Annotated in this window: 19 protein-coding genes; 9 read left to right on the forward strand and 10 right to left on the reverse strand. The window is 41.0% G+C overall.

Going from position 1 to position 19,313, the window contains the following annotated elements; translation table 11 throughout:
* Window positions 1–115: 115 nt before the first annotated feature.
* The 3 genes from ushA to C9I43_RS08530 all read right to left on the reverse strand — a co-directional run bounded on the left by ushA (window position 116) and on the right by C9I43_RS08530 (window position 3,190).
* On the reverse strand, window positions 116–1,837 hold the full coding sequence (gene ushA, locus C9I43_RS08520) for a bifunctional UDP-sugar hydrolase/5'-nucleotidase UshA (protein ID WP_107883162.1): 1,722 nt from the start codon (window positions 1,835–1,837) through the stop codon (window positions 116–118).
* 361 nt (window positions 1,838–2,198) lie between these two features.
* Window positions 2,199–2,870, reverse strand: a complete 672-nt coding sequence (locus C9I43_RS08525) for an alpha/beta hydrolase (RefSeq protein ID WP_107883163.1) — start codon at window positions 2,868–2,870, stop codon at window positions 2,199–2,201.
* Window positions 2,871–2,962: 92 nt separating this feature from the next.
* Window positions 2,963–3,190, reverse strand: coding sequence for a DUF3389 family protein (locus C9I43_RS08530; RefSeq protein ID WP_076499767.1), 228 nt, complete (start codon window positions 3,188–3,190; stop codon window positions 2,963–2,965).
* Window positions 3,191–3,442: 252 nt separating this feature from the next.
* Here C9I43_RS08530 and C9I43_RS08535 point away from each other — a divergent pair, with 252 nt between their 5' ends.
* Entirely contained in the window at window positions 3,443–5,386 is a 1,944-nt protein-coding gene (locus tag C9I43_RS08535) for a M1 family metallopeptidase (protein WP_107883164.1), read from the forward strand.
* 185 nt (window positions 5,387–5,571) lie between these two features.
* Here the strand turns inward: C9I43_RS08535 and C9I43_RS08540 are convergent, their stop codons facing one another.
* Window positions 5,572–6,060 carry an FKBP-type peptidyl-prolyl cis-trans isomerase gene (locus C9I43_RS08540; RefSeq protein ID WP_076499522.1) on the reverse strand — a complete coding sequence of 163 codons (489 nt, stop codon included), beginning with the start codon at window positions 6,058–6,060 and terminating at the stop codon, window positions 5,572–5,574.
* A 103-nt stretch (window positions 6,061–6,163) separates the two neighbouring features.
* Entirely contained in the window at window positions 6,164–7,453 is a 1,290-nt protein-coding gene (locus C9I43_RS08545) for a lytic murein transglycosylase (RefSeq protein WP_181317866.1), read from the reverse strand.
* Between the two features lie 398 nt (window positions 7,454–7,851).
* On the opposite strand from C9I43_RS08545, the gene C9I43_RS08550 reads away from it, so the two are divergent.
* Both C9I43_RS08550 and C9I43_RS08555 read left to right on the forward strand, forming a co-directional pair.
* Window positions 7,852–8,211: a DUF2750 domain-containing protein gene (locus C9I43_RS08550; protein WP_076499519.1), complete on the forward strand. Its 360-nt coding sequence runs from the start codon at window positions 7,852–7,854 to the stop codon at window positions 8,209–8,211.
* Between the two features lie 51 nt (window positions 8,212–8,262).
* The gene (locus C9I43_RS08555) at window positions 8,263–8,904 is read left to right on the forward strand and encodes a hypothetical protein (RefSeq protein ID WP_107883165.1); all 642 of its coding nucleotides are present in this window, start codon (window positions 8,263–8,265) and stop codon (window positions 8,902–8,904) included.
* Between the two features lie 186 nt (window positions 8,905–9,090).
* Here the strand turns inward: C9I43_RS08555 and C9I43_RS08560 are convergent, their stop codons facing one another.
* Both C9I43_RS08560 and C9I43_RS08565 read right to left on the reverse strand, forming a co-directional pair.
* Window positions 9,091–10,035, reverse strand: a complete 945-nt coding sequence (locus C9I43_RS08560; protein WP_076499516.1) for a chemotaxis protein CheV — start codon at window positions 10,033–10,035, stop codon at window positions 9,091–9,093.
* 245 nt (window positions 10,036–10,280) lie between these two features.
* Entirely contained in the window at window positions 10,281–10,895 is a 615-nt protein-coding gene (locus C9I43_RS08565) for a class I SAM-dependent methyltransferase (protein ID WP_107883166.1), read from the reverse strand.
* Between the two features lie 101 nt (window positions 10,896–10,996).
* On the opposite strand from C9I43_RS08565, the gene C9I43_RS08570 reads away from it, so the two are divergent.
* The 5 genes from C9I43_RS08570 (at window position 10,997) to C9I43_RS08590 (ending at window position 14,638) form a co-directional block, all read left to right on the forward strand.
* Window positions 10,997–11,548 carry an LON peptidase substrate-binding domain-containing protein gene (locus tag C9I43_RS08570; RefSeq protein ID WP_107884094.1) on the forward strand — a complete coding sequence of 184 codons (552 nt, stop codon included), beginning with the start codon at window positions 10,997–10,999 and terminating at the stop codon, window positions 11,546–11,548.
* A 143-nt stretch (window positions 11,549–11,691) separates the two neighbouring features.
* The gene (locus C9I43_RS08575) at window positions 11,692–12,354 is read left to right on the forward strand and encodes a sigma-70 family RNA polymerase sigma factor (protein ID WP_181317867.1); all 663 of its coding nucleotides are present in this window, start codon (window positions 11,692–11,694) and stop codon (window positions 12,352–12,354) included.
* Entirely contained in the window at window positions 12,347–13,054 is a 708-nt protein-coding gene (locus tag C9I43_RS08580; protein WP_107883168.1) for a ChrR family anti-sigma-E factor, read from the forward strand. The genes C9I43_RS08575 and C9I43_RS08580 overlap by 8 nt, the downstream gene beginning before the upstream one ends.
* Before the next feature lie 877 nt (window positions 13,055–13,931).
* Window positions 13,932–14,105, forward strand: a complete 174-nt coding sequence (locus tag C9I43_RS08585; RefSeq protein WP_006082106.1) for a hypothetical protein — start codon at window positions 13,932–13,934, stop codon at window positions 14,103–14,105.
* Between the two features lie 272 nt (window positions 14,106–14,377).
* Complete coding sequence (locus C9I43_RS08590; protein WP_076499510.1) at window positions 14,378–14,638, forward strand: hypothetical protein; 261 nt, start codon at window positions 14,378–14,380, stop codon at window positions 14,636–14,638.
* A 35-nt stretch (window positions 14,639–14,673) separates the two neighbouring features.
* Here the strand turns inward: C9I43_RS08590 and C9I43_RS08595 are convergent, their stop codons facing one another.
* Entirely contained in the window at window positions 14,674–15,681 is a 1,008-nt protein-coding gene (locus C9I43_RS08595; RefSeq protein WP_107883169.1) for a 1-aminocyclopropane-1-carboxylate deaminase, read from the reverse strand.
* A 251-nt stretch (window positions 15,682–15,932) separates the two neighbouring features.
* On the opposite strand from C9I43_RS08595, the gene C9I43_RS08600 reads away from it, so the two are divergent.
* Window positions 15,933–16,340: a YccF domain-containing protein gene (locus tag C9I43_RS08600; protein WP_076499508.1), complete on the forward strand. Its 408-nt coding sequence runs from the start codon at window positions 15,933–15,935 to the stop codon at window positions 16,338–16,340.
* A gap of 80 nt (window positions 16,341–16,420) precedes the next feature.
* Here C9I43_RS08600 and C9I43_RS08605 read toward each other — a convergent pair whose 3' ends face one another.
* The gene (locus tag C9I43_RS08605) at window positions 16,421–17,167 is read right to left on the reverse strand and encodes a substrate-binding periplasmic protein (protein WP_107883170.1); all 747 of its coding nucleotides are present in this window, start codon (window positions 17,165–17,167) and stop codon (window positions 16,421–16,423) included.
* A 315-nt stretch (window positions 17,168–17,482) separates the two neighbouring features.
* On the reverse strand, window positions 17,483–19,198 hold the full coding sequence (locus tag C9I43_RS08610; RefSeq protein ID WP_107883171.1) for an AMP-binding protein: 1,716 nt from the start codon (window positions 19,196–19,198) through the stop codon (window positions 17,483–17,485).
* Between the last annotated feature and the right edge of the window lie 115 nt (window positions 19,199–19,313).

The raw sequence follows: 19,313 nt of genomic DNA on the forward strand, positions 1-19,313 counted from the left end.
TTATTTAAAATCGTGGATTAAGCTACATTTTTTCACATTTTAATATGCGACTAAATAATAACCATAAAAAATGCCACTCTATTGAGTGGCATTTTATTTAAAAAGTTATTACTCGTTAGAGTTGGCAACCTTCAACATTTTTTGAGTTTTCATAAACAATATCGCCTACTGGATTATAATCTGCGGCAACAATCGTTTGTTTTTCTTTTAAGAAGCTATATAACAAGTCAGCATCAACATAACCCGTTTGAATTGGGCTTTCTAGTTTAGGATAACCGTCACCGCCCGCAGCATTAAAGCTAGGTACAGTGAATTTATATGTGGCTGTAGGGCTAAAATCTTTACCACCAATATCACTAATAGTGGCTGTTTTAGCCACACAGTCGATAGTCATTTTAACGCCAGTGATTTGTGCATAACCACCTGAACCAATTTCAAGACTACCTACTGCACCTAAATAAGTCGCGATTTCAGTGCCAGTCATTTCGTTCAGAGTCACCATGTTACCGAATGGTTGAACGGTCAGCACATCACGGTAAGTAATATTGCCAGGCTGGATAGAAGCACGAACGCCACCTGAGTTCATCACACCAAAATCAGCTGTCACTTTAGCACTTTGGGCCATCGCTAACATACGGCCTAAGTTTGTTTGCTTATTACGCACGTTTGCGCGCTCGCCATCTAACAGGGCATCGGTCGTCGCAATCACTTCGCCTAACTTATCTTGGCCTTTTTCTTGATAGTAAGACAACAGCTCCTTTAATTCAGCGTCAGGTTCAATTTTAGTACCGGCTAAATCAGCTGTCTTCTTACCTTCATCATCCAGTTTGCGCATGTTAACAGGCACAAGCTTGTAACTCGCTAAATGCAGTTCACCGTTAAAGTATTCAAAATCTGCACGACCAACATATTTGCCCCATTCATGGGCTTGCATGATCCAAGTCCCATTTTGTTTATCTGGTGCACAATCATCGCCCGGATTAAAGGCTGCATAGGCTTTGTTGTCAGTACCTGGTTCCATACACACTGGGTTTTGTGAGTGGCCACCAATAACGACTTGTAAATCACCTTCTTTCAGTGCGCGAGCCATAGCAACATCACCAGGAGCATTGCTACCATTTTGCCCATCGGCATAGTGACCCATATGCGTAGTGGCAAAAATAATGTCAGCTGTTTTGGCATCTTTAATTTCTTTAATGACTTTAGCAACTTCCACTTTAGGATCAGTAAAAATTAGATCGCTAACATACTCGGGATTACCAATTTTAATCGTGTCTTCGGTGGTCAAACCTATCACCGCGACTTTCAATCCATTCATATCAAATACTTTATAGGCTTCAAAATAACGTTCGCCTTGAGTACCATCAGCATTTTTACGGTAAATATTGGCTGCTAACATAGGAAATTCAGCGAGACGACGCTGCATGTCTAAAATAGACAATGGATTATCGAACTCATGGTTACCCACTGCCATAGCGTCGTAACCAATTTTATTCATACCAGTAAAATCAGGGATCGCGTCTTGTAAATCTGATTCAGGTACACCGGTGTTAATATCACCGCCAGAAAGCAGTAAAGTTTGCCCGCCATTCTTACTCACTTCGGTACGAATACTGTCAATTAGCGTTTTACGTGCCGCCATGCCGTACTCGCCATCACTATTTTCCCAAAAACGGCCATGGTTATCGTTAGTGTGTAAAATCGTAAAAGTCGTACAGGCACTGCCAGCTTCTGCACAAGTCGTTGCCACATTATTGTCATCATCATTATTATTACAACCCGCAAGCGCCGCTAAAACAGCAGTGGCAACGAGCCCTTTAATAAGCATATTTCTCATTAGATCAACCCTTAATTTTAATTATTTTATCATATGATTTTTTTACTGAACTCCATCAAGCTCAGCGTCAAGAATAATAACAAATAATAAAGACAATATGTGTCACTTTTATTAAAAAATTGATGTCGACATGGGGTTTTATGAACTTTTTTAGATGGGTTTGTTTTGTACAGGAAATAAACTTTTATTTAAAAATCTACATATTCAGATAACACAATTAAAAAACAATGCTGAAGAGTAAAAACCCTTTATTATAAGTAACTTAAAAACATTTAAATATAAAACAATTGTCCCGTTAAAAAAACAAGCACGTGGAAATATAACGTTACCGCATGCTTGTTTTATCAGCAATTAGATATATCTACATTTCAAATCGCTGTAGTAACCACTTAGAAATCTCTTTTAATTGCGCTGGGATCACAGAATGCGGCATAGGATAAGTTTGCCACGTAACATTATAGCCACCCTCGATTAAGGCTTCTTTTGCTAATGTACCAGCGGATAATGGCACTACATCATCTTGCAAACCGTGTTGCTGTAATATAGGTGTATTGCGATTAGCCGTACTTAATTCAGTAGGCAACACATCTCCTGTGGGCAAATAGCACGATAATGCCATTATGCCCGCTAACGATTCAGGGAAACGTAGTCCACAAAATAAACTCATTACCCCACCCTGACTGAATCCTGCTAATACGATACGCTGACTCGCAATACCCGCTGCGATTTGCTCATTGATTAATGCGGTAACCATTTTTTCTGATACCAGAACCCCCTGCATATCAGCTCTGTCGTGCAGATCCATACTTTTAATATCGTACCAAGCGCGCATCACATAGCCACCATTGATGGTCACGGCTTGCTCTGGTGCATGGGGAAAAATAAAACGGATAGTATGATCGGTTGGTAAACCCAGTGCTGGCACAATGGGGGCAAATCCGGCGCCAGAATCCCCTAATCCATGCAACCAGATAACCACGGCCGTTGCTGGTGTTTTAGGCTCAACCATAATACGCTCAAGAGAAACTGACATACTAAAAAATCCCCAATTCGATATTAAATATTCATCAACTAAAAATGATGATCAATCTATAAATTAAATACGCCGTACTACTCTAGCGTACTTTATTCTGCGTCCATTCCCAGCACATTTTGAATCGCACGTAACTGGGCATTTGAGTCTAATACTAAGCTCCAACGCACACCGCCACCATCGGCAATTAACATAGGGGGCTGACGTCTTAAACTAATATCTTCCGCACTCACTTGCAGTACGATACTGGCAACATTGAGCCGCACTTGTACTTCAAACTCAGTGACAATTAACTTACCCTGTGAAAAATCTAACACCATTTTTATAATCGCCCTATGTGAAAACGCCGCCATCATAACAAACTTGTTGTACTTTACCGATGCCATTTCACTACCAGTAATTGAGCGATTAAAGTTTGATTACATTTGAGCTAACAGTGAGATAACAAATCGAGTGAATTATCAGGTAAACTTTTGTGCACTAACCCATGGGCTGATAAAAACCAAACAGAATTGCTATTGGTTGTCACTCCGAATTCAAACCAAAACACTTAATCATTAGGCTGTAAAATAATGTTGTCATTTCACCGTACGGTCATTAGCAGTGCGCTTCTTTTTGCGCTGCAACTAGTTCCCATTGCTCACGCTAATAACGCACCTAATATTTCAGCCTCAGAGCTCGCAGTCACATTAGCACCAACAGAAATACCACAGAACCAAGATGCGTTGACCTATGCTAATTACACAGAGGTCAGCGTGAGTCATATCGAGCTTGCCCTCACTGTCGATTTTAAGCAAAACCGCTTATCCGGTGAAGCTACCCTCGATTTAGCTTGGCATAAAGCGGGTAAAACACTCATCTTAGATACCCGAGATTTAACCATTAGTAGTGTAAGCGCTGTGAATACAGCCGGTAAATGGCACAGTGTGCCCTTCACTTTAGCTAAAACAGATGGCGTTAAAGGTGCAGCGCTGAGCATCAACCTTACTGAAGAAAATACTCAAAAGGTTAAAATAAATTACCATACATCGGATAATCCTTCGGGTATTCAATGGTTAACTCCAGAGCAAACCCAAGGTAAACAGTTACCTTTTATGTTCAGCCAAAGTCAGGCAATTCATGCTCGCAGCTGGATCCCACTGCAAGATACGCCCGCCGTGCGCCAAACCTATAGCGCAACAATTACCGCCGATAAAGCTATTACTGTGGTGATGAGTGCCGATCGAAAAATTCTGTCTAGCACCCAAACGCAATTCACTATGCCGCAGGCTATTCCAGCTTATTTAATTGCCATTGCGGCCGGGCATTTAACGTTTTCGCCCTTGAATGATATCTCTGGTGTTTGGGCCGAACCTGAACTTATTGATAAGGCGAGTCAAGAATTTTCTGACACACCACAGATGATCGATATCGCTGCTAAGCGTTATGGCGATTATCGTTGGGGACGTTATGACTTGCTCATTCTGCCACCAAGCTTTCCTTTCGGTGGTATGGAAAACCCGCGCCTTTCATTTATCACTCCAACGGTCATCGCGGGCGATAAAAGCTTGGTGAGTCTCATTGCCCACGAACTTGCTCACTCTTGGTCGGGTAATCTGGTGACCAACGCCACATGGCGCGATCTCTGGCTTAATGAAGGTTTTACGACCTATGTTGAGAATCGTATTATGGAAGATCTCTATGGCAGCGACCGAGCACTAATGGAGCAAACGATCGGCTATTCTGGGCTGATTGCCGAATTAGCAGAGCTTGACTCTAGCGACTCTGTATTGCATTTAGATCTTGGCGGGCGATCGCCTGATGAGGCTTTTAGCGGTGTGCCTTACGTTAAAGGCCAGTTATTTTTAGTCTTTCTTGAACAAAAATTTGGCCGTGAACGCTTTGATGCCTTTGTCAAAAATTATTTTAATCACTTTGCATTTCAAAGTATTACTACAGCGCAGTTCCGTGAATATTTATCTTTAAATTTACTCCAAAAATACCCCAACATTGTCAGCGAAGCTGAAATCGACACTTGGATTGAAGGTGAAGGTTTACCATCATTTTTAGTGCCGCCAAATTCCCACGCTTTTGACGATATTGATGCCCAAAGACAAACGTGGTTAGATGGTAAACACAGTGCAAGCGAGTTAAAAACCAGCACTTGGTCTGTTCATCAGTGGTTACGATTCATTAATGAAATGCCAAGAATCAATCTAGACCAAACCAAACTTGCCGAACTAGATAAGGCGTTCCATTTTACTGGTACTGGCAACAGTGAGATTGCTTTTGCATGGTACTCACTCGCACTAGACAATGGTTATTACGCGGTATTACCCGCATTAAAACAACACTTAACCAATATTGGCCGCATGCGTTTAGTTGTACCTTTATACCAAAAACTTGCTGGTACCAAACAATATGACTGGGCTAAAAACGTGTATATCAATGCTCGCCCCGGTTACCATCCACAAACTCAAGCAAGCCTCGATGCCATGTTTGCTGACAAACCACTCCAGCACGAACATAGCCATTAGCGTTAGTAAGAACGATTAGTGATATATGACGTTATTAGCCGTTTCGATAAACGTTAAGTGTTGAAACCCATAAAACAAAAAGCCCAAACCTAGGTTTGGGCTTTTTATTTCTAATTTTCATCATCGATTTATTCACTCATTCTGAACTTAGTGTACAGAAAGGAGCCAAACTCGAAGCTTAAAAATTAATGGTGATGGCCACCAGCACCATGGGCATGACCATGGGCAATTTCTTCATTACTCGCGTCACGGGCACCGACAACTTCGATATCAAATGTCAGTTCGCGGCCCGCTAATGGATGGTTAACATCCACAGTTGCCATAAACTTACCCACTTTAACGATAGTCACTTGGCGTTGACCTTGGTCTGTATTGACCACGGCAGCCATACCCGGTTTCCATACGTTGGCACCGATTAAATGCTTAACCGATACACGTTGGTGTGCATCCGCATCAGCCACGCGTTCACCGTAGGTGTCTGCTGCAGGTAACGTCACGGTAAATTTCTCGCCAATCGCTTTGCCATTAATTGCGTTTTCTACGCCAGGCATCATGTTGTCATGGCCATGTAAGTAAGCAATGGGATCACGTCCTTCGTTGCTCTCGATCACATCGCCTTTCTCATCACGCAGTGTGTAATTAAACTGCACAACCATATCGTCTTTAATGCTCATCGAATATCCTTTGATTTTCTTCGATTTCAATTGTGGGCCGAGCTTAACAAAACTGGGCTTTTCACTCCACTTTTTTATCCGCCCACATGCCGGCGCACTCAAGTTACAACGTTATCCCTAATGCAGTAAAAACCTCTGGACTTGGAAAACCATCGGCAATCATGTTTTTACTGCGCTGAAACGCTTGAATGCCCGCGGTAGAGTTACGCCCCAATACGCCATCGGGTTTGCCCACATCAAAACCCATTTCATTGAGTTTGGCTTGTAGTTGCTTAACTTGTTCACGGCTTAAACGTGGCTGCTCTGGTGGATTTACAGTTAACGCAGGGCCGCCATTAATCCTGTCAGCTAAGTGACCCACTGTAATGGCATAAAACTCGGAGCGATTCCAACGCATGATGACATTAAAATTCTCATAACCTAAAAATGCAGGGCCAGTATGACCTGCGGGTAAATATAGCGCTGCTTGGATATCAACCATAGGCAAAGGTTGACCATTAGCTTGCGTCACATTCAATGCCGCCCATTGTGATAGCGGTAAAGGCTGTTTAGCACCTAAATAGTTGTAGTTATAATCTTTTGGCAATAGGACTTCACGCCCCCAACGCTGGTTACGTTGCCAACCTAAATGTTGTAAAAAGTTCGCTGCAGAGGTGAGCGCATCGGTGGTGCTATTCCATAAATCAGCCTTACCATCGCCATCCGCATCGACAGCATATTTAGCATAGGCAGACGGCATAAATTGGGTGTGACCCATAGCACCAGCCCATGATCCCACCATAGTGTCATCATCAAACTGATATTTTTCTTTCAGTTTTAAGGCTTGCATTAATTCTATGGTGAAATAATTACTACGGCGTGGCTCACAGGCTAAGGTAGCCAATGAATTGAGTACCGACATTTTTCCTTTATAGGAGCCATAGTTAGTTTCAAGTCCCCAGAAAGATAATATATATTGTGGCGGCACCCCATATTCTTGGGCTAATTTATCGAGTAACTCGCGGTGTTTTTGTAGTAAACGCCGACCTTCATTAACGCGCCATTCGGTTGCGCGTTTACTGAAATAATTATCGAAGGTTTGACTAAATTCAGGTTGTTGTTGATCAAGCTCAATCACCCGCGGAACAAATTGTAAATTGGCAATGGTCGAATTAATGGTCGCCTCTGACAATCCTTCTGCACGTGCACGTGTTTGCAACCGGGCCAAGCACATGGGAAAGGCTTCTTCATTCAATTGTACGCTAGCACTGATATCGGGCAGTTGATTGGTTTCAGTAGTATTTGTCGTTACGTTAGTATTGCTATTCGCCGATGGCGCACTAGAACAAGCACTCAAACTCACGCAGGTGGCAATACTCGCAAACAAATAAGTTAACCCTTTAATTTTAATCAAATCAATAACTCCAATACTTGATTTCACAACCGTCAATGTGTTGTGACAGCAACACAATCATTTACCTTTTTAAGGTGGCCTAACCTTCAGGAAATATTCGCTTTGGCATAACAAGATAAAAGGTGAGCAATAAGCCGTCTCTTTTAATGGCCAATAACCTTAAAAATTTTCATATTAAAACGCCCTTAGATTATCTTCATTAAGATAAACCTACCAATCGCTGATAATCCTGACCCATAGCGGCGCGTAACACAATCCTTATCACGCTAAATACCTTATACCAGCGGTATATTGCTCAGATATCAAACAGCAGAAAAATCTTAATAAAGAATCCCTTGGTATCGCAGCATGTTACCGTATAATAGGTTTGTTAACAGCACACATCAAAGAGACCTATCATGACTGAAATCAATACGGCTTTGGCTGGCTTTATCAAAAATGTAAAACAACATCAGACGCTTTGGGGTCTAATGGATGAAACTGGCGAAGGCTGGGTCGTTTGTGATTCTTCAGAATTTGAAGACACGGATGTGATGCCATTATGGTCAAGCGAAGCAACTGCAAAATCCCATTGCAGCGATGAATGGCAAGACTACCAGCCAATTGCTATCCCATTAGAAGAGTTTTTAGAATACTGGGTGTCTGATCTCAACGATGATGGTGTGTTGATCGGTGTCGACTGGCAGACTGACGAAGACTGTCTTGAGCTTGATCCTATTGTTTTAGCGAAAGATTTGGTTGATGTTGAAGAAGTTTAATTGCTTCAATACACCATTAAACACATCAAGGATTGAGGTGCTCAACCCTTGATGTCTGCTATCCCACTTATTGATATCCCTTTCGATAAACGCCATAGCTGTTGGTTTTGTGGCGAACCTAGCTATCAACACTTCGAATATATTCAGCATGCACATACGCCGCACCCTTCTTTAGCGGTACCTGCTTGTAGTGAATGCCTGCGATTAGCCAAACAACATACACTGAGTTCAATTTGGGATTGCCGCATGGCCGTTAAAGATGCGCTAATGCGTATCTATGCTAAACATCTCGCTATTGGAATTAATTGGACCGAAGAAGAACTCGCTGAGTCTGAGTTTTCCTGTAAAGTATTTGAAGGCTTTAAGAAAAGCGCTTGGATGATGTATTTAATTGCCCGCGACCGTATCAATGCGCCTGGTTGGCCGTTGGCATTAGAAGGCGAAGAAATTGACGACCAAGGCTACAATGCTGGGTTTGAGTTTGATGGCGTAACCTTCAACTCAGTCCATGCTGCCATTCAGTACTATTCAACTCAATTCACCTTAGATCCCCAGTTTTTTGCCGAACTTGTCCGTCTAGTCGGCCGAGTAAGGTTCAACTACGCCTTAAGGCTCGCCCGTATTCATATTGCAGCTGCCAAAGAAATGAAACGCCAAGTATTACAAGATGTCGAGGCCGACTTAACCCTCTGATTGAAATGTCTATGCTTGAAAAGCTTAGTAAAATGTTTTAGTTAACATATCTATAACTGTTCAAAGACTAACAATTTGATAAGCTAAGTTTGGCTTCAAATTGTATTCGCACGATGGCAAGGTAACAATCAAAACCAATGCCACCAACGATCATTTTATCGTCGACCATTGATGGCTTAAACCATATTAAAGATTAATAATTTGTCTTAATCTTTCTTGTACTACTTCGACCAACAAATCTGGCTGAAATTTAGAAATGAATTTATCACAACCGACTTTTTCAACCATCGCATGGTTAAAGCTGCCGCTTAAGGAAGTGTTGAGGGTAATATACAAACCTGCCATCGCTTTATCGCTACGCACTTCAGAGGTCAGTTTATAACCGTCCATTTCTGGCATTTCAGCATCGGTAATCATCATTAATAATTCTTTTGAGACTTGCTTGCCTTCATCGCGCCATTTTTGTAATAGCGTCAATGCTTGCAGACCATCGGATGCTTCAATAATTTCGATACCCAGTTGCCCTAAGGTGTCACGCACTTGGCGTCTCGCCGTTGAAGAGTCATCTACGATCAAAATTTTTCTGCCAGGCATTTCATGGGCTAAAGTTTCATCGAGTACACCTTCGGATAAGCTAATATCATAATGAATGATTTCTGCCAGCACTTTCTCTACATCAATAATCGACACTAACTGTGAATGACCTTGATGTTCGATACGTGTAATCGCTGTCAGATAATTATTACGACCAGCCATTTTAGGCGGCGGTAAAATATCGCTCCATGTCATATTAATAATGTGCTCAACTTTCCCGACTAAAAACCCCTGCACACTGCGGTTATACTCAGTAATAATCATGTTGGCATCATCATTTGGCGGCACGGGTCGAAAACCGATAGCCGAACGTAAATCAATCACAGGAATAGAAACACCCCGGATATTCGCAATACCTGAAATGTGTGGATGGCTACCTGGCATGGCATTAAGCGGTGGAAGTTTGACCACTTCTTTAACTTTAAAAACGTTAATGGCAAATAATTGTGTCGAATTAATGCTGAAAAGTAATAACTCGAGTCGGTTTTCACCCACAAGCTTGGTTCTTTGATCTACGTTTGCAAGTATATTTGCCATAATGCTGCTTCTCTACTATTGAGGAAAGCCTTCCCCACATGCCACGAATTAATCCAAATTATAGCGGTAAACTCACATGAAGAACTATGCTAACGGTCTATTTTATATAAAAATGACCTTTATTCATGGCAAAGCGCGATTCTCACTTCGTGATTATCCGTACAGATATCCACTCAATACCATTTTATCGCATGAGCACGTACAAAAAATTGCCGCCCGCACTCCATAACTCTCACCATGATGAATTAACCTGATACTTTCTGCGCTAACACCATACCCGCAAGATTAAAGACATTTCTATCACATACAATCTTAAAACCAGTCTGGCGCATCACAGTGAGTAATTCACTGTGATTAAAGCGATGCTGCTGAGGGTGCTCAAACAAGCGCCGACTCAACGGATTACAAATTGCGGCGCGGTACAAATCCTCTACCACGAAATATCCGTTGGGTTTTATTACTCTTTCGACCTCCTTAATAGCCGTTTGCCAATCTGGAATATGGTGGAATACGGCGAAATCGAACACTATGTCAAACTCACTATCAGCAAACGGTAAACGAGTGGCATCAGCAACAGAAAAACTCAGCCCTTTTATCCCCTGCGGACGAGCTTGCCAGCGGGATTGAGCGGCTGCGACCATTTCAGCATCGATATCTATAGCCGTAATATGGCCTGCGCCAAAATGCTCACGGATCAACTGAATGCCGTTACCAAATCCACAGCCAATTTCTAATGCGCGCTCACAAGAAGGCATAGGTTTTGGCATCATCGAGGTCAATAGGCGTGCTTCGACATGATTTTGTAGCCAAAAACGTAACGGATGTTGCACCAGTTTTTTTTCAAATGGATTTAATTTCATGCCATCCTCTAACTATGGATAAATTATTGTTGAATAATTTTACTGATCGAACTGCCATTATGGTACGTAATGATAGAAACATAAGTTCACCAGAGGCCACAATGAAATTACCTCTTTTTCCCTTACCTATCTGTTTATTACCCGAAGGTTATACACAACTACGGATATTTGAACCTAGATATAAACGTTTAGTTGCCGAATCGTTAAAGTCCGGCCAAGGCTTTGGTTTGTGTATGCTTGAAGAAGATAATAACACCATACAATCCATTGGGACCTTAGTGCATATTATTGATTTTGAAACCTTAGCCGATGGGCTGTTAGGCGTCAGCATTCAAGGCTCACAACGCTTTAAGCTGAATGAAATTAGCATCGAAAGCGATGGTTTGAAACGCGGTGATGTCAGCTTAATAGACAACTGGCCTACCGCGCACATTGCCAGTGATGAGCGTTATTTAAGTCAGATGTTACAAAATATCCTTAAAGAATATCCGCAACACCTTAAGCATTATCAAGACGAACAGTTTGATGATATAGCCTGGGTATGCCAGCGCTGGTTAGAAATATTGCCGGTGCAAGCATCTGAAAAATATAGTTGTATTAATACATCTGATCATATTATGGCCCGAGATTTATTGCGTTCTGTGATTAAATAATCCTGTGAGTGATCCTTTATATAATCCATGCCGTATTGATTGGAAGTTTGACAGCAAAGGTTGCTATAAACGTTAACCAAGCCACTCAATATTGTCGTTACGAATATCAAACTCAGCATTAGCCTCTGGGATACGAGCGAGAAATGGAAAATATTCAATCACAAAGCAGGCAAAATCGGTATCATGGACGCATTACGTCTCTGACTAACTCGGCTATGGATAACGACACTCCTGCTCACACAAACTTAGAGTCACAAGTAGATGCTTTGGCGATGTTAATGCTACAAATCGCAGACAACAGAGACAAAGCCGCTTTTGGACAACTATTCCAGCATTTTATGCCCAAGATCCGTGCTTTTGGTTTACAAAGATTAAATCAGCAAGGCTTGGCTATGGATTTGGTTCAAGAAACCATGACCAGCGTTTGGACTAAGGCTCATCTGTACAATGCAGAAAAAGGGGCGGTGACCACTTGGGTGTTTACCATCATGCGTAATCAATGTTTTGATATGCTAAGACGCGTACAGCACAACAGGGAAGATACCTTCGGCGATGATATTTGGCCTTTGTGTGATGCAACCTCAGAATACGATATACAGCCCGATCATAAACTAACGGCTCAACTCCTGAAGCATCTAGATGCCCTCCCCTTAGCACAAAAGCAAGTCGTGCAAGGTATCTACATGCAAGAACTCACTCAACAAGAACTTGCTGACGCCTTAAAAGTGCCTATCGGTACGATAAAGTCGCGTTTAAGGCTAGGACTAGAAAAGTTGAAAAGTTTTTTGGAGATACACAATGATTAAGCATCATCCCACTCAAGACCTACTCGTCAACCATGCTAATGGCAATTTGCCTTTATCAATGGCAATGGCTGTTTCAGCTCACAGTTCTTTATGCGAAACCTGTAGACAACAACTTGAACAGTTAACAGCACAGGTTGCAGATTTAGTATTAGCCCAACCTAAAATTTACGGCGCTTATCCCGGTGAAGAAACGATGACAAGTGAGGTCGTTGATGTCACCACTCAAGACTCTGCACTGGATATGGACGCTATGATGGCACACATCATGGCTCAGCCAGTTGCAACAAATATACCGAATAATGCACCGTTAGCGGTTCAGATAAAACAACAGCATTACACTGTTCCGTCAGCATTTAGACAGCATTTGAGCCGACCATGGCAAATTTTGGGTAAAGTTAGTCGTATGCGTTTTGATGTTGATGAAATGAATACCCGTGCCAGCTTGCTGCATATTGATGCCCAAGGTGAAATCCCCCAACATACCCATAGAGGGTATGAATTAACGCTCCTATTGGCAGGAGAGTTTGCAGATCTAAATGGCAACTATGTGCCAGGAGATTTTATTGTGCTCGATGGCCAGCATCAACACTCGCCGAAAACGGTTAACGGATGCCTATGTTACACAGTGTTAGATGCACCACTGCATTTTACTAAGGGCATAAGTAAGCTACTTAATCCTATTGGTGAACTAATTTATTAAGTGATTAAGCGTTGCAAATAGCTATTTAACCTGAACTCGGGATAGTGGCTGTGGTAACTAATTAATCTTATTACCTTATTCGAAAAATTAACTCTACAGAGGTAGTTTTTCCGTTATCAAGGCAAGTTTGCGTACCTAATAGTGGGCTATTAGTAGCAAAGTTAACGTAGATAAAGGGGAAAATAACCTGTAGAGACGCAGAGCTTATCCCGAGCTCAGGTTATTTAGCCACACAGATGATTAAAAACCCATTTAAACACTCTATTAAAATGGGTTTTTAATTTCCTCAGTATTAACAAAACCATCATTTGGGGCTTGAACGATAGTGGCCACATACAAAAAAACATCACCCTTAATGTATTTTTTATCTTATAAATCAAAGCAATATATAGACTTTATTCACTTATAATCAACATAAAAAATAAATAGCTACATTTATTTAAAATTAAACTTGCATATGCCTTTTTTGTTGATATACTGCGCACTGTTTTGAGATACACCTTGTTGTTTACCTTTTTAACCCAGCCTGATATTTAGCAATCAGAGTTCGGTCCTCATAAAGAAAGCCTACTACAAGTAAAACCCCCTAAACTAAGCTGTTCGATAGCATAAAAATCATGTTGTTATGCATGTGAACTTACTGTTCTATTGGTTGTCATAGTATTGTCATTAAACTATGTTCAACTGCTAGAATTAAGTTATTCCATGACGTAATTAGTAGCGTGAATTATTTATCGATTAAGCATCTCTTGATTAATGAATCAAAGATGGGGTAACCTCGATACTCAATAGAACAAATCTTTCGCACATTGCTAAGGATATTTTATAGCAACAACTATCTCACCCAAGGGTGAATTAATAAAAAGGAGTGTGGCATATGTCATACAAAATTAATGGACATGAAATTACAGTAAACTTCCCTGTAGATTCAATCTCAGTAAATAAAACATCAATTGCTTTTACCGATAGACAAGGTAAAAACAGACAGACTTTTTCTAAGCGTACAGAAGCCATTAGCTTTATGAAGTGGTTATTGTCAGCTAACAAATAAGTCACCAGTACCGCAGTAATTGTTTACTTAAGTGTATTTAATATCGGTTTCCATTCTTTTCACAACACCGAGCACTTCAGTAAATTGATAGCCGAATGTCACAAATACGCTATCCCTTCTATGTCACTATGACACAATCATTTGGTTCAGGCTGTATCTCTACTCACACAGATACCTGCCGAACCAAATGAAAAAACAAGACCAAGATCACACTTTACCATTCCAGCATCCACTAATATTCACGCGTATGCTTAGAATTCAAGGTCAAGTCTATGTCAAAGCCAACTACTCGTATCGCAATGCAAACCATGATCGGCAATATCAAAGACAAAATCCCCCTCAATTTAGAAGAAGCACAAATGTGCCAAGGTGAGTGTCTGGGATGCTCAAAAAAAATGTTAGAGATGCTCGATACCGAAATTAGCTATTGGCAATGTAGCGATACTGAACCTGGCTTAAAGGATTTAAAAAATCTGCAAAATATCAGCGAACGCACTTATAAAATTCTCAAAAGAAATCGTTTAGTTCCTTAATAAATAATGATGTTGATACTGACTATATTTAATATTTAAATATTATTTCTGTCATATTTACGTTGGTAACGCGGTAGCATAGTTGCATTTCCCAGTAAGCCACCTTGATGTAAATACATCAGCGGACCTCGATGACCGTGTAGTAAATAATCCTCAAGCACAATAAAACCTAAAGGGTCGTAGAGTAATTCAAACTCAACACCAGAGGCACACACTCGTTGCCACATGACATAAAATTCAGCATAAAGTTTTCCAAAATGATATTTCTTACCGGTATTAATAATTTGTGGATGTTCACTAATATCGGCATTAAGCATCGAAAACTGCAAACGTAAATAATCATCCCCACCAACAACTGCGCACGTTTTCACTCGAATATTAGTGTGGTGGCGAATAAAAGATTGATTTAAAAATAATGCAGTGGTTCCTGTGCCAGAAGGTAAAAATACTGTTAAATCGTCCAACTTATTAGCTTGAGCAAAGTGCATTATCTCTTTGGCTAATATACTCACGCCATATTCAGCATAAGAGCAACGCCCACCTTCAGGTATAAACAATGCTGTAGGCTCATTTTTTAACACATTTTTTTCGATATAATCTTGACAGCTGAAATGCGCTTCTATGCCTTTATCTACGAGTGTTGTTCGAGTATTAATCAGCGAGCCTGTATCAAGTTCAAGTTGCGGAGTCAAAGCAGGCCTTCGCGCCATAATGTCACTTAAATCGATAATATGGGCGTCATTAGCCAATGCTGCAGCATAATTTCCCGTGGGATGTTTAATAATTTGGCTTGCTATATGATCAACATAAAAATCACACTGCCAACCTTTTAGTTTTGCCAGCGCAGATAAAGAATACAGTGAGTTAGCTAAGGGCGATCCGTGACCTATCACTTTATTGATACCAGCAAAATCATGATCTAAAAAATAAGCGAATTTACGCGCCTTGTTACCGCTAAATGCTGGATGCAGCAGATCATCACGCTTGAGAAAAATCTCTCGATCAGCAAAAGAAAAAATATCAACAGGAGTATTTGCAAACATAAGACACTCAAACAATGTGATACTCAGGCTTTTTAAGCCATGAAAGTTGATGGCTAGTGTAATTATTCATCGAGTAAATGCAATGTTTCACTAAAATTTAGTGAAAAATACTACACTCTCAAAATGCACACCTATAAGGCAATGATTTAATTATACTTAATAGTTGGCACAATTCTCGCTTCTTCTAAACTCATGATTGATTTATCTGCGCTTACTATGTGATTTAACAAGGTAAAAATAAGGAATTTACGATGTCGTTATTACGCTTAATATTTAACATTGCTTGGTTTGTGCTGGGCGGATTTGTGATGGGACTCGCATGGTGGTTCGTTGGGATCCTATGTTTTATCAGCATTATTGGTATACCCTTTGGCCGCGCTTGCTTTGTTATCGGTGAAATGGCCTTCTGGCCCTTTGGTCAAGAACAAATCAATCGTCGTCATTTAACAGGGCGGGAGGATTTGGGTACCGGTACCCTCGGTATGCTAGGTAATATTATTTGGTTTTTACTATTTGGTATATGGTTAGCCATCGGCCACCTAGCCCATGCTTTAGCCTGTTTTGTTACGGTTATTGGTATTCCCTTTGGGATCCAACATCTTAAACTGGCCTTGCTTAGCCTCACACCCATTGGCCAAACCGTAGTCGCAAAAGTTTAATACATCAACTTATTAACTATTTATACGTTGTTACCCACGCAATTCATTCTTAAGAGTGGATTGCATTTTTATATTAAAAACTAATGTTGGTTATAGAGCGCTGCTTCAATAACTTTCTCAACATCAATTTGCGCTAATCCTTGATCAAAAGTATCTCGCCAGCGACGGCCTTCATCAGTATTACGAAAGGCAATATAAAGCTGTTTATTCGCAAGAATATGTCGATTAATTTGCAACTTATCCGCCAAAGGCTGTAACGATTTTTGTTTGAGCAAATAGTGCGATACGTTAACATCCATTACTGCGGCATCGATGCGCCCAGCAGCCACTTTTTTGATATTATGCTCATCCGATGTGACCGCTTCAATCGGTTGAACCCCTGATAAAACCATAGAATCAACAGCTTGAATATTCACATAATCTTTCACTACACCTAAGGTATAACGGTTGAGATCTTCAATAACGTTCCAGTTCATTGGATGCGCTTTCTGCTCTACTAACCCCAAAGGGCTGACACCAATCGACTTAGAAAAAATAAAATTTTCAGTCTCATAATAATACTCAGGAAAATAGCCTAGGTAATCAGAGTGAGCCATAGAGGCTAATTTGACCGTTCGGCTCCAAGGATAAAAATCTACCTCTAGTTGGTGTCCCATCACTTTTAATGCTGCTCGCACCACGGCAATACTCGCGCCCTGCTCCACTAGTAATGGTCCAGAATAAGGCGGCCAGAGTAAAGATGTGAGCTTTAACGTATCCGCTTTGGTGATACTTACCCCCATCAAAATGAGGCAACATAACATCGCCATTGAGCGCCGCCACACCATACGTAATTCCTTAGTCAGCTTAAAATTAATTATATCAACCATAGGTAATTTAGGTTTTAACGTTAATGAGTTAACACTTTTTTATTCGTTTTATGATTATAACCATGAAGCTAAAGATGAGGAATTTAAATTAACAATAATGCTACATAGGCATCTGAATGTGAGAAATAAACTAGAAATGGTGATCGTGTTGACCGATTATTTTAGCAATAAGCTGAACAATAAACACGGTTAAAATATAAGCCGCATAATGCGGCTTATATTGTAAAAATCCTATAAATATTATTGAGCCTATTTCACTCAAGTTAAGCCAATTTACCCATTAATATCTTCATATAATTCTTGGTACATTAGCTCGCGCATTTTGAACTTTTGAATTTTCCCCGTCACGGTCATCGGATACTGATCAACAAACTTGATATAACGTGGCACCTTGAAGTAAGCAAATTTCTCAGTGAGGAAATGACGAATATCGGCCTCAGTAATTGTCGCTCCAGCGCGTACTTTAATCCAAGCACACACCTCTTCACCGTATTTATCGCTTTCTACCCCAAAAACCGCTGCATCTTGCACATCTTTATGGGTATAAAGTTTCTCCTCAATCTCACGGGGATAAATATTCTCGCCGCCGCGGATAATCATATCTTTAATACGGCCAACAATTTGTACGTAGCCTTGTTCATCCATTTGGCCAATATCACCCGAGTGTAACCAACCAGCACTGTCTATTGTTGCTGCGGTTTTTACAGGATCGTTCCAATAACACTGCATAATGCAATATCCACGACTACACACTTCACCGGGTTGACCAATCGGTAACACATCACCAAATTCATCGATAATTTTCACTTCTGTATGGGGCAAAGCACGGCCAACGGTGAGGACTCGCTTCTCAATCGATGAATCAATTTCGGTAATATGATTGAGTGGACTGCATTCTGTCTGACCATAACCTATCAGTACTTGCTGCATAAACATGAGGTTTTGCACGCGGCGCATCACTTCTTCAGGACACGTCGCTCCCGCCATAACACCAGTACGTAATGAACGTAAATCAAACTGAGCAAAATCAGGGTGTTCAAGTTCGGCAATAAACATCGTAGGGACGCCATGCAGAGCTGTACAACGCTCTAACTCAACCACCTGCAAGGTTGTCAGCGGATCAAAGGATTCACCCGGGAAAATTGCCGCAGCACCTTTGGCCAAACACACTAAATTGCCGAGCACCATGCCAAAACAGTGATATAAAGGCACCGGAATGCACAATTTATCGTTACAGGTAAACTTCATCGCCTCTGCGACTAAATAGCCATTATTCAAAATATTATGATGGGATAAGGTCGCGCCTTTCGGGCTACCTGTGGTACCAGAGGTAAACTGAATATTAATGGCATCGTATGGGCTTAACTCTTTACCGATACGCTCAAGTGCCGCCCTATCATCAGCGCTCACATCGACGAGCAAATCATTAAAATTAAGCATCCCAACAGACTTATCTGCCCCCATGCGGATCACAAACTCAAGTTCAGGTAAGGCACTTGTCCGTAATTTACTTGCGGAACAAGTGGTTAGCTCAGGTGCTAATTCATAGAGCATCTCAAGATAATTACTGGATTTAAACTTATCGGCACAAATTACTGCGCGGCAACCCACGTTACTGAGCGCATATTGCAATTCTTCTGGGCGATAAGCAGGATTAAGACACACCATGATGGCGCCAATTTTAGCGGTCGCATATTGGGTTAGGCACCATTCAATATTATTGGGTGACCAAATACCGACTCTATCTCCGGTCTTAATACCCAGTTTTAATAGCCCGGTGGCCAAAGCGTCAATTTGTGCAAGATATTGACGGTAATTCCAGCGAATATGTTGATGATGAACGACAACCGCCAATTGCTCTGGATAAGTTGCAGCGATGTGGTCAAGGTATTGACCTATCGTTTTTTCAACGAGTTTAGGCGATAACACACCGTGAAACTCACTGAGGTTGAGCGGGCTAGTAACTGTACTGGTAGTTAGGACTGACATGAAGGCCTCCGTGCATTTATTATTATGATTAGCAGATTTAAACTAACCAATGCATATAGCATGTCACAAGTAAAAAAGTACATTATTAGACTAAAGAGTAAGATAAACCATATAA

This window comes from Shewanella morhuae (assembly GCF_003028295.1).
Taxonomy (GTDB): Bacteria; Pseudomonadota; Gammaproteobacteria; order Enterobacterales; family Shewanellaceae; genus Shewanella; species Shewanella morhuae.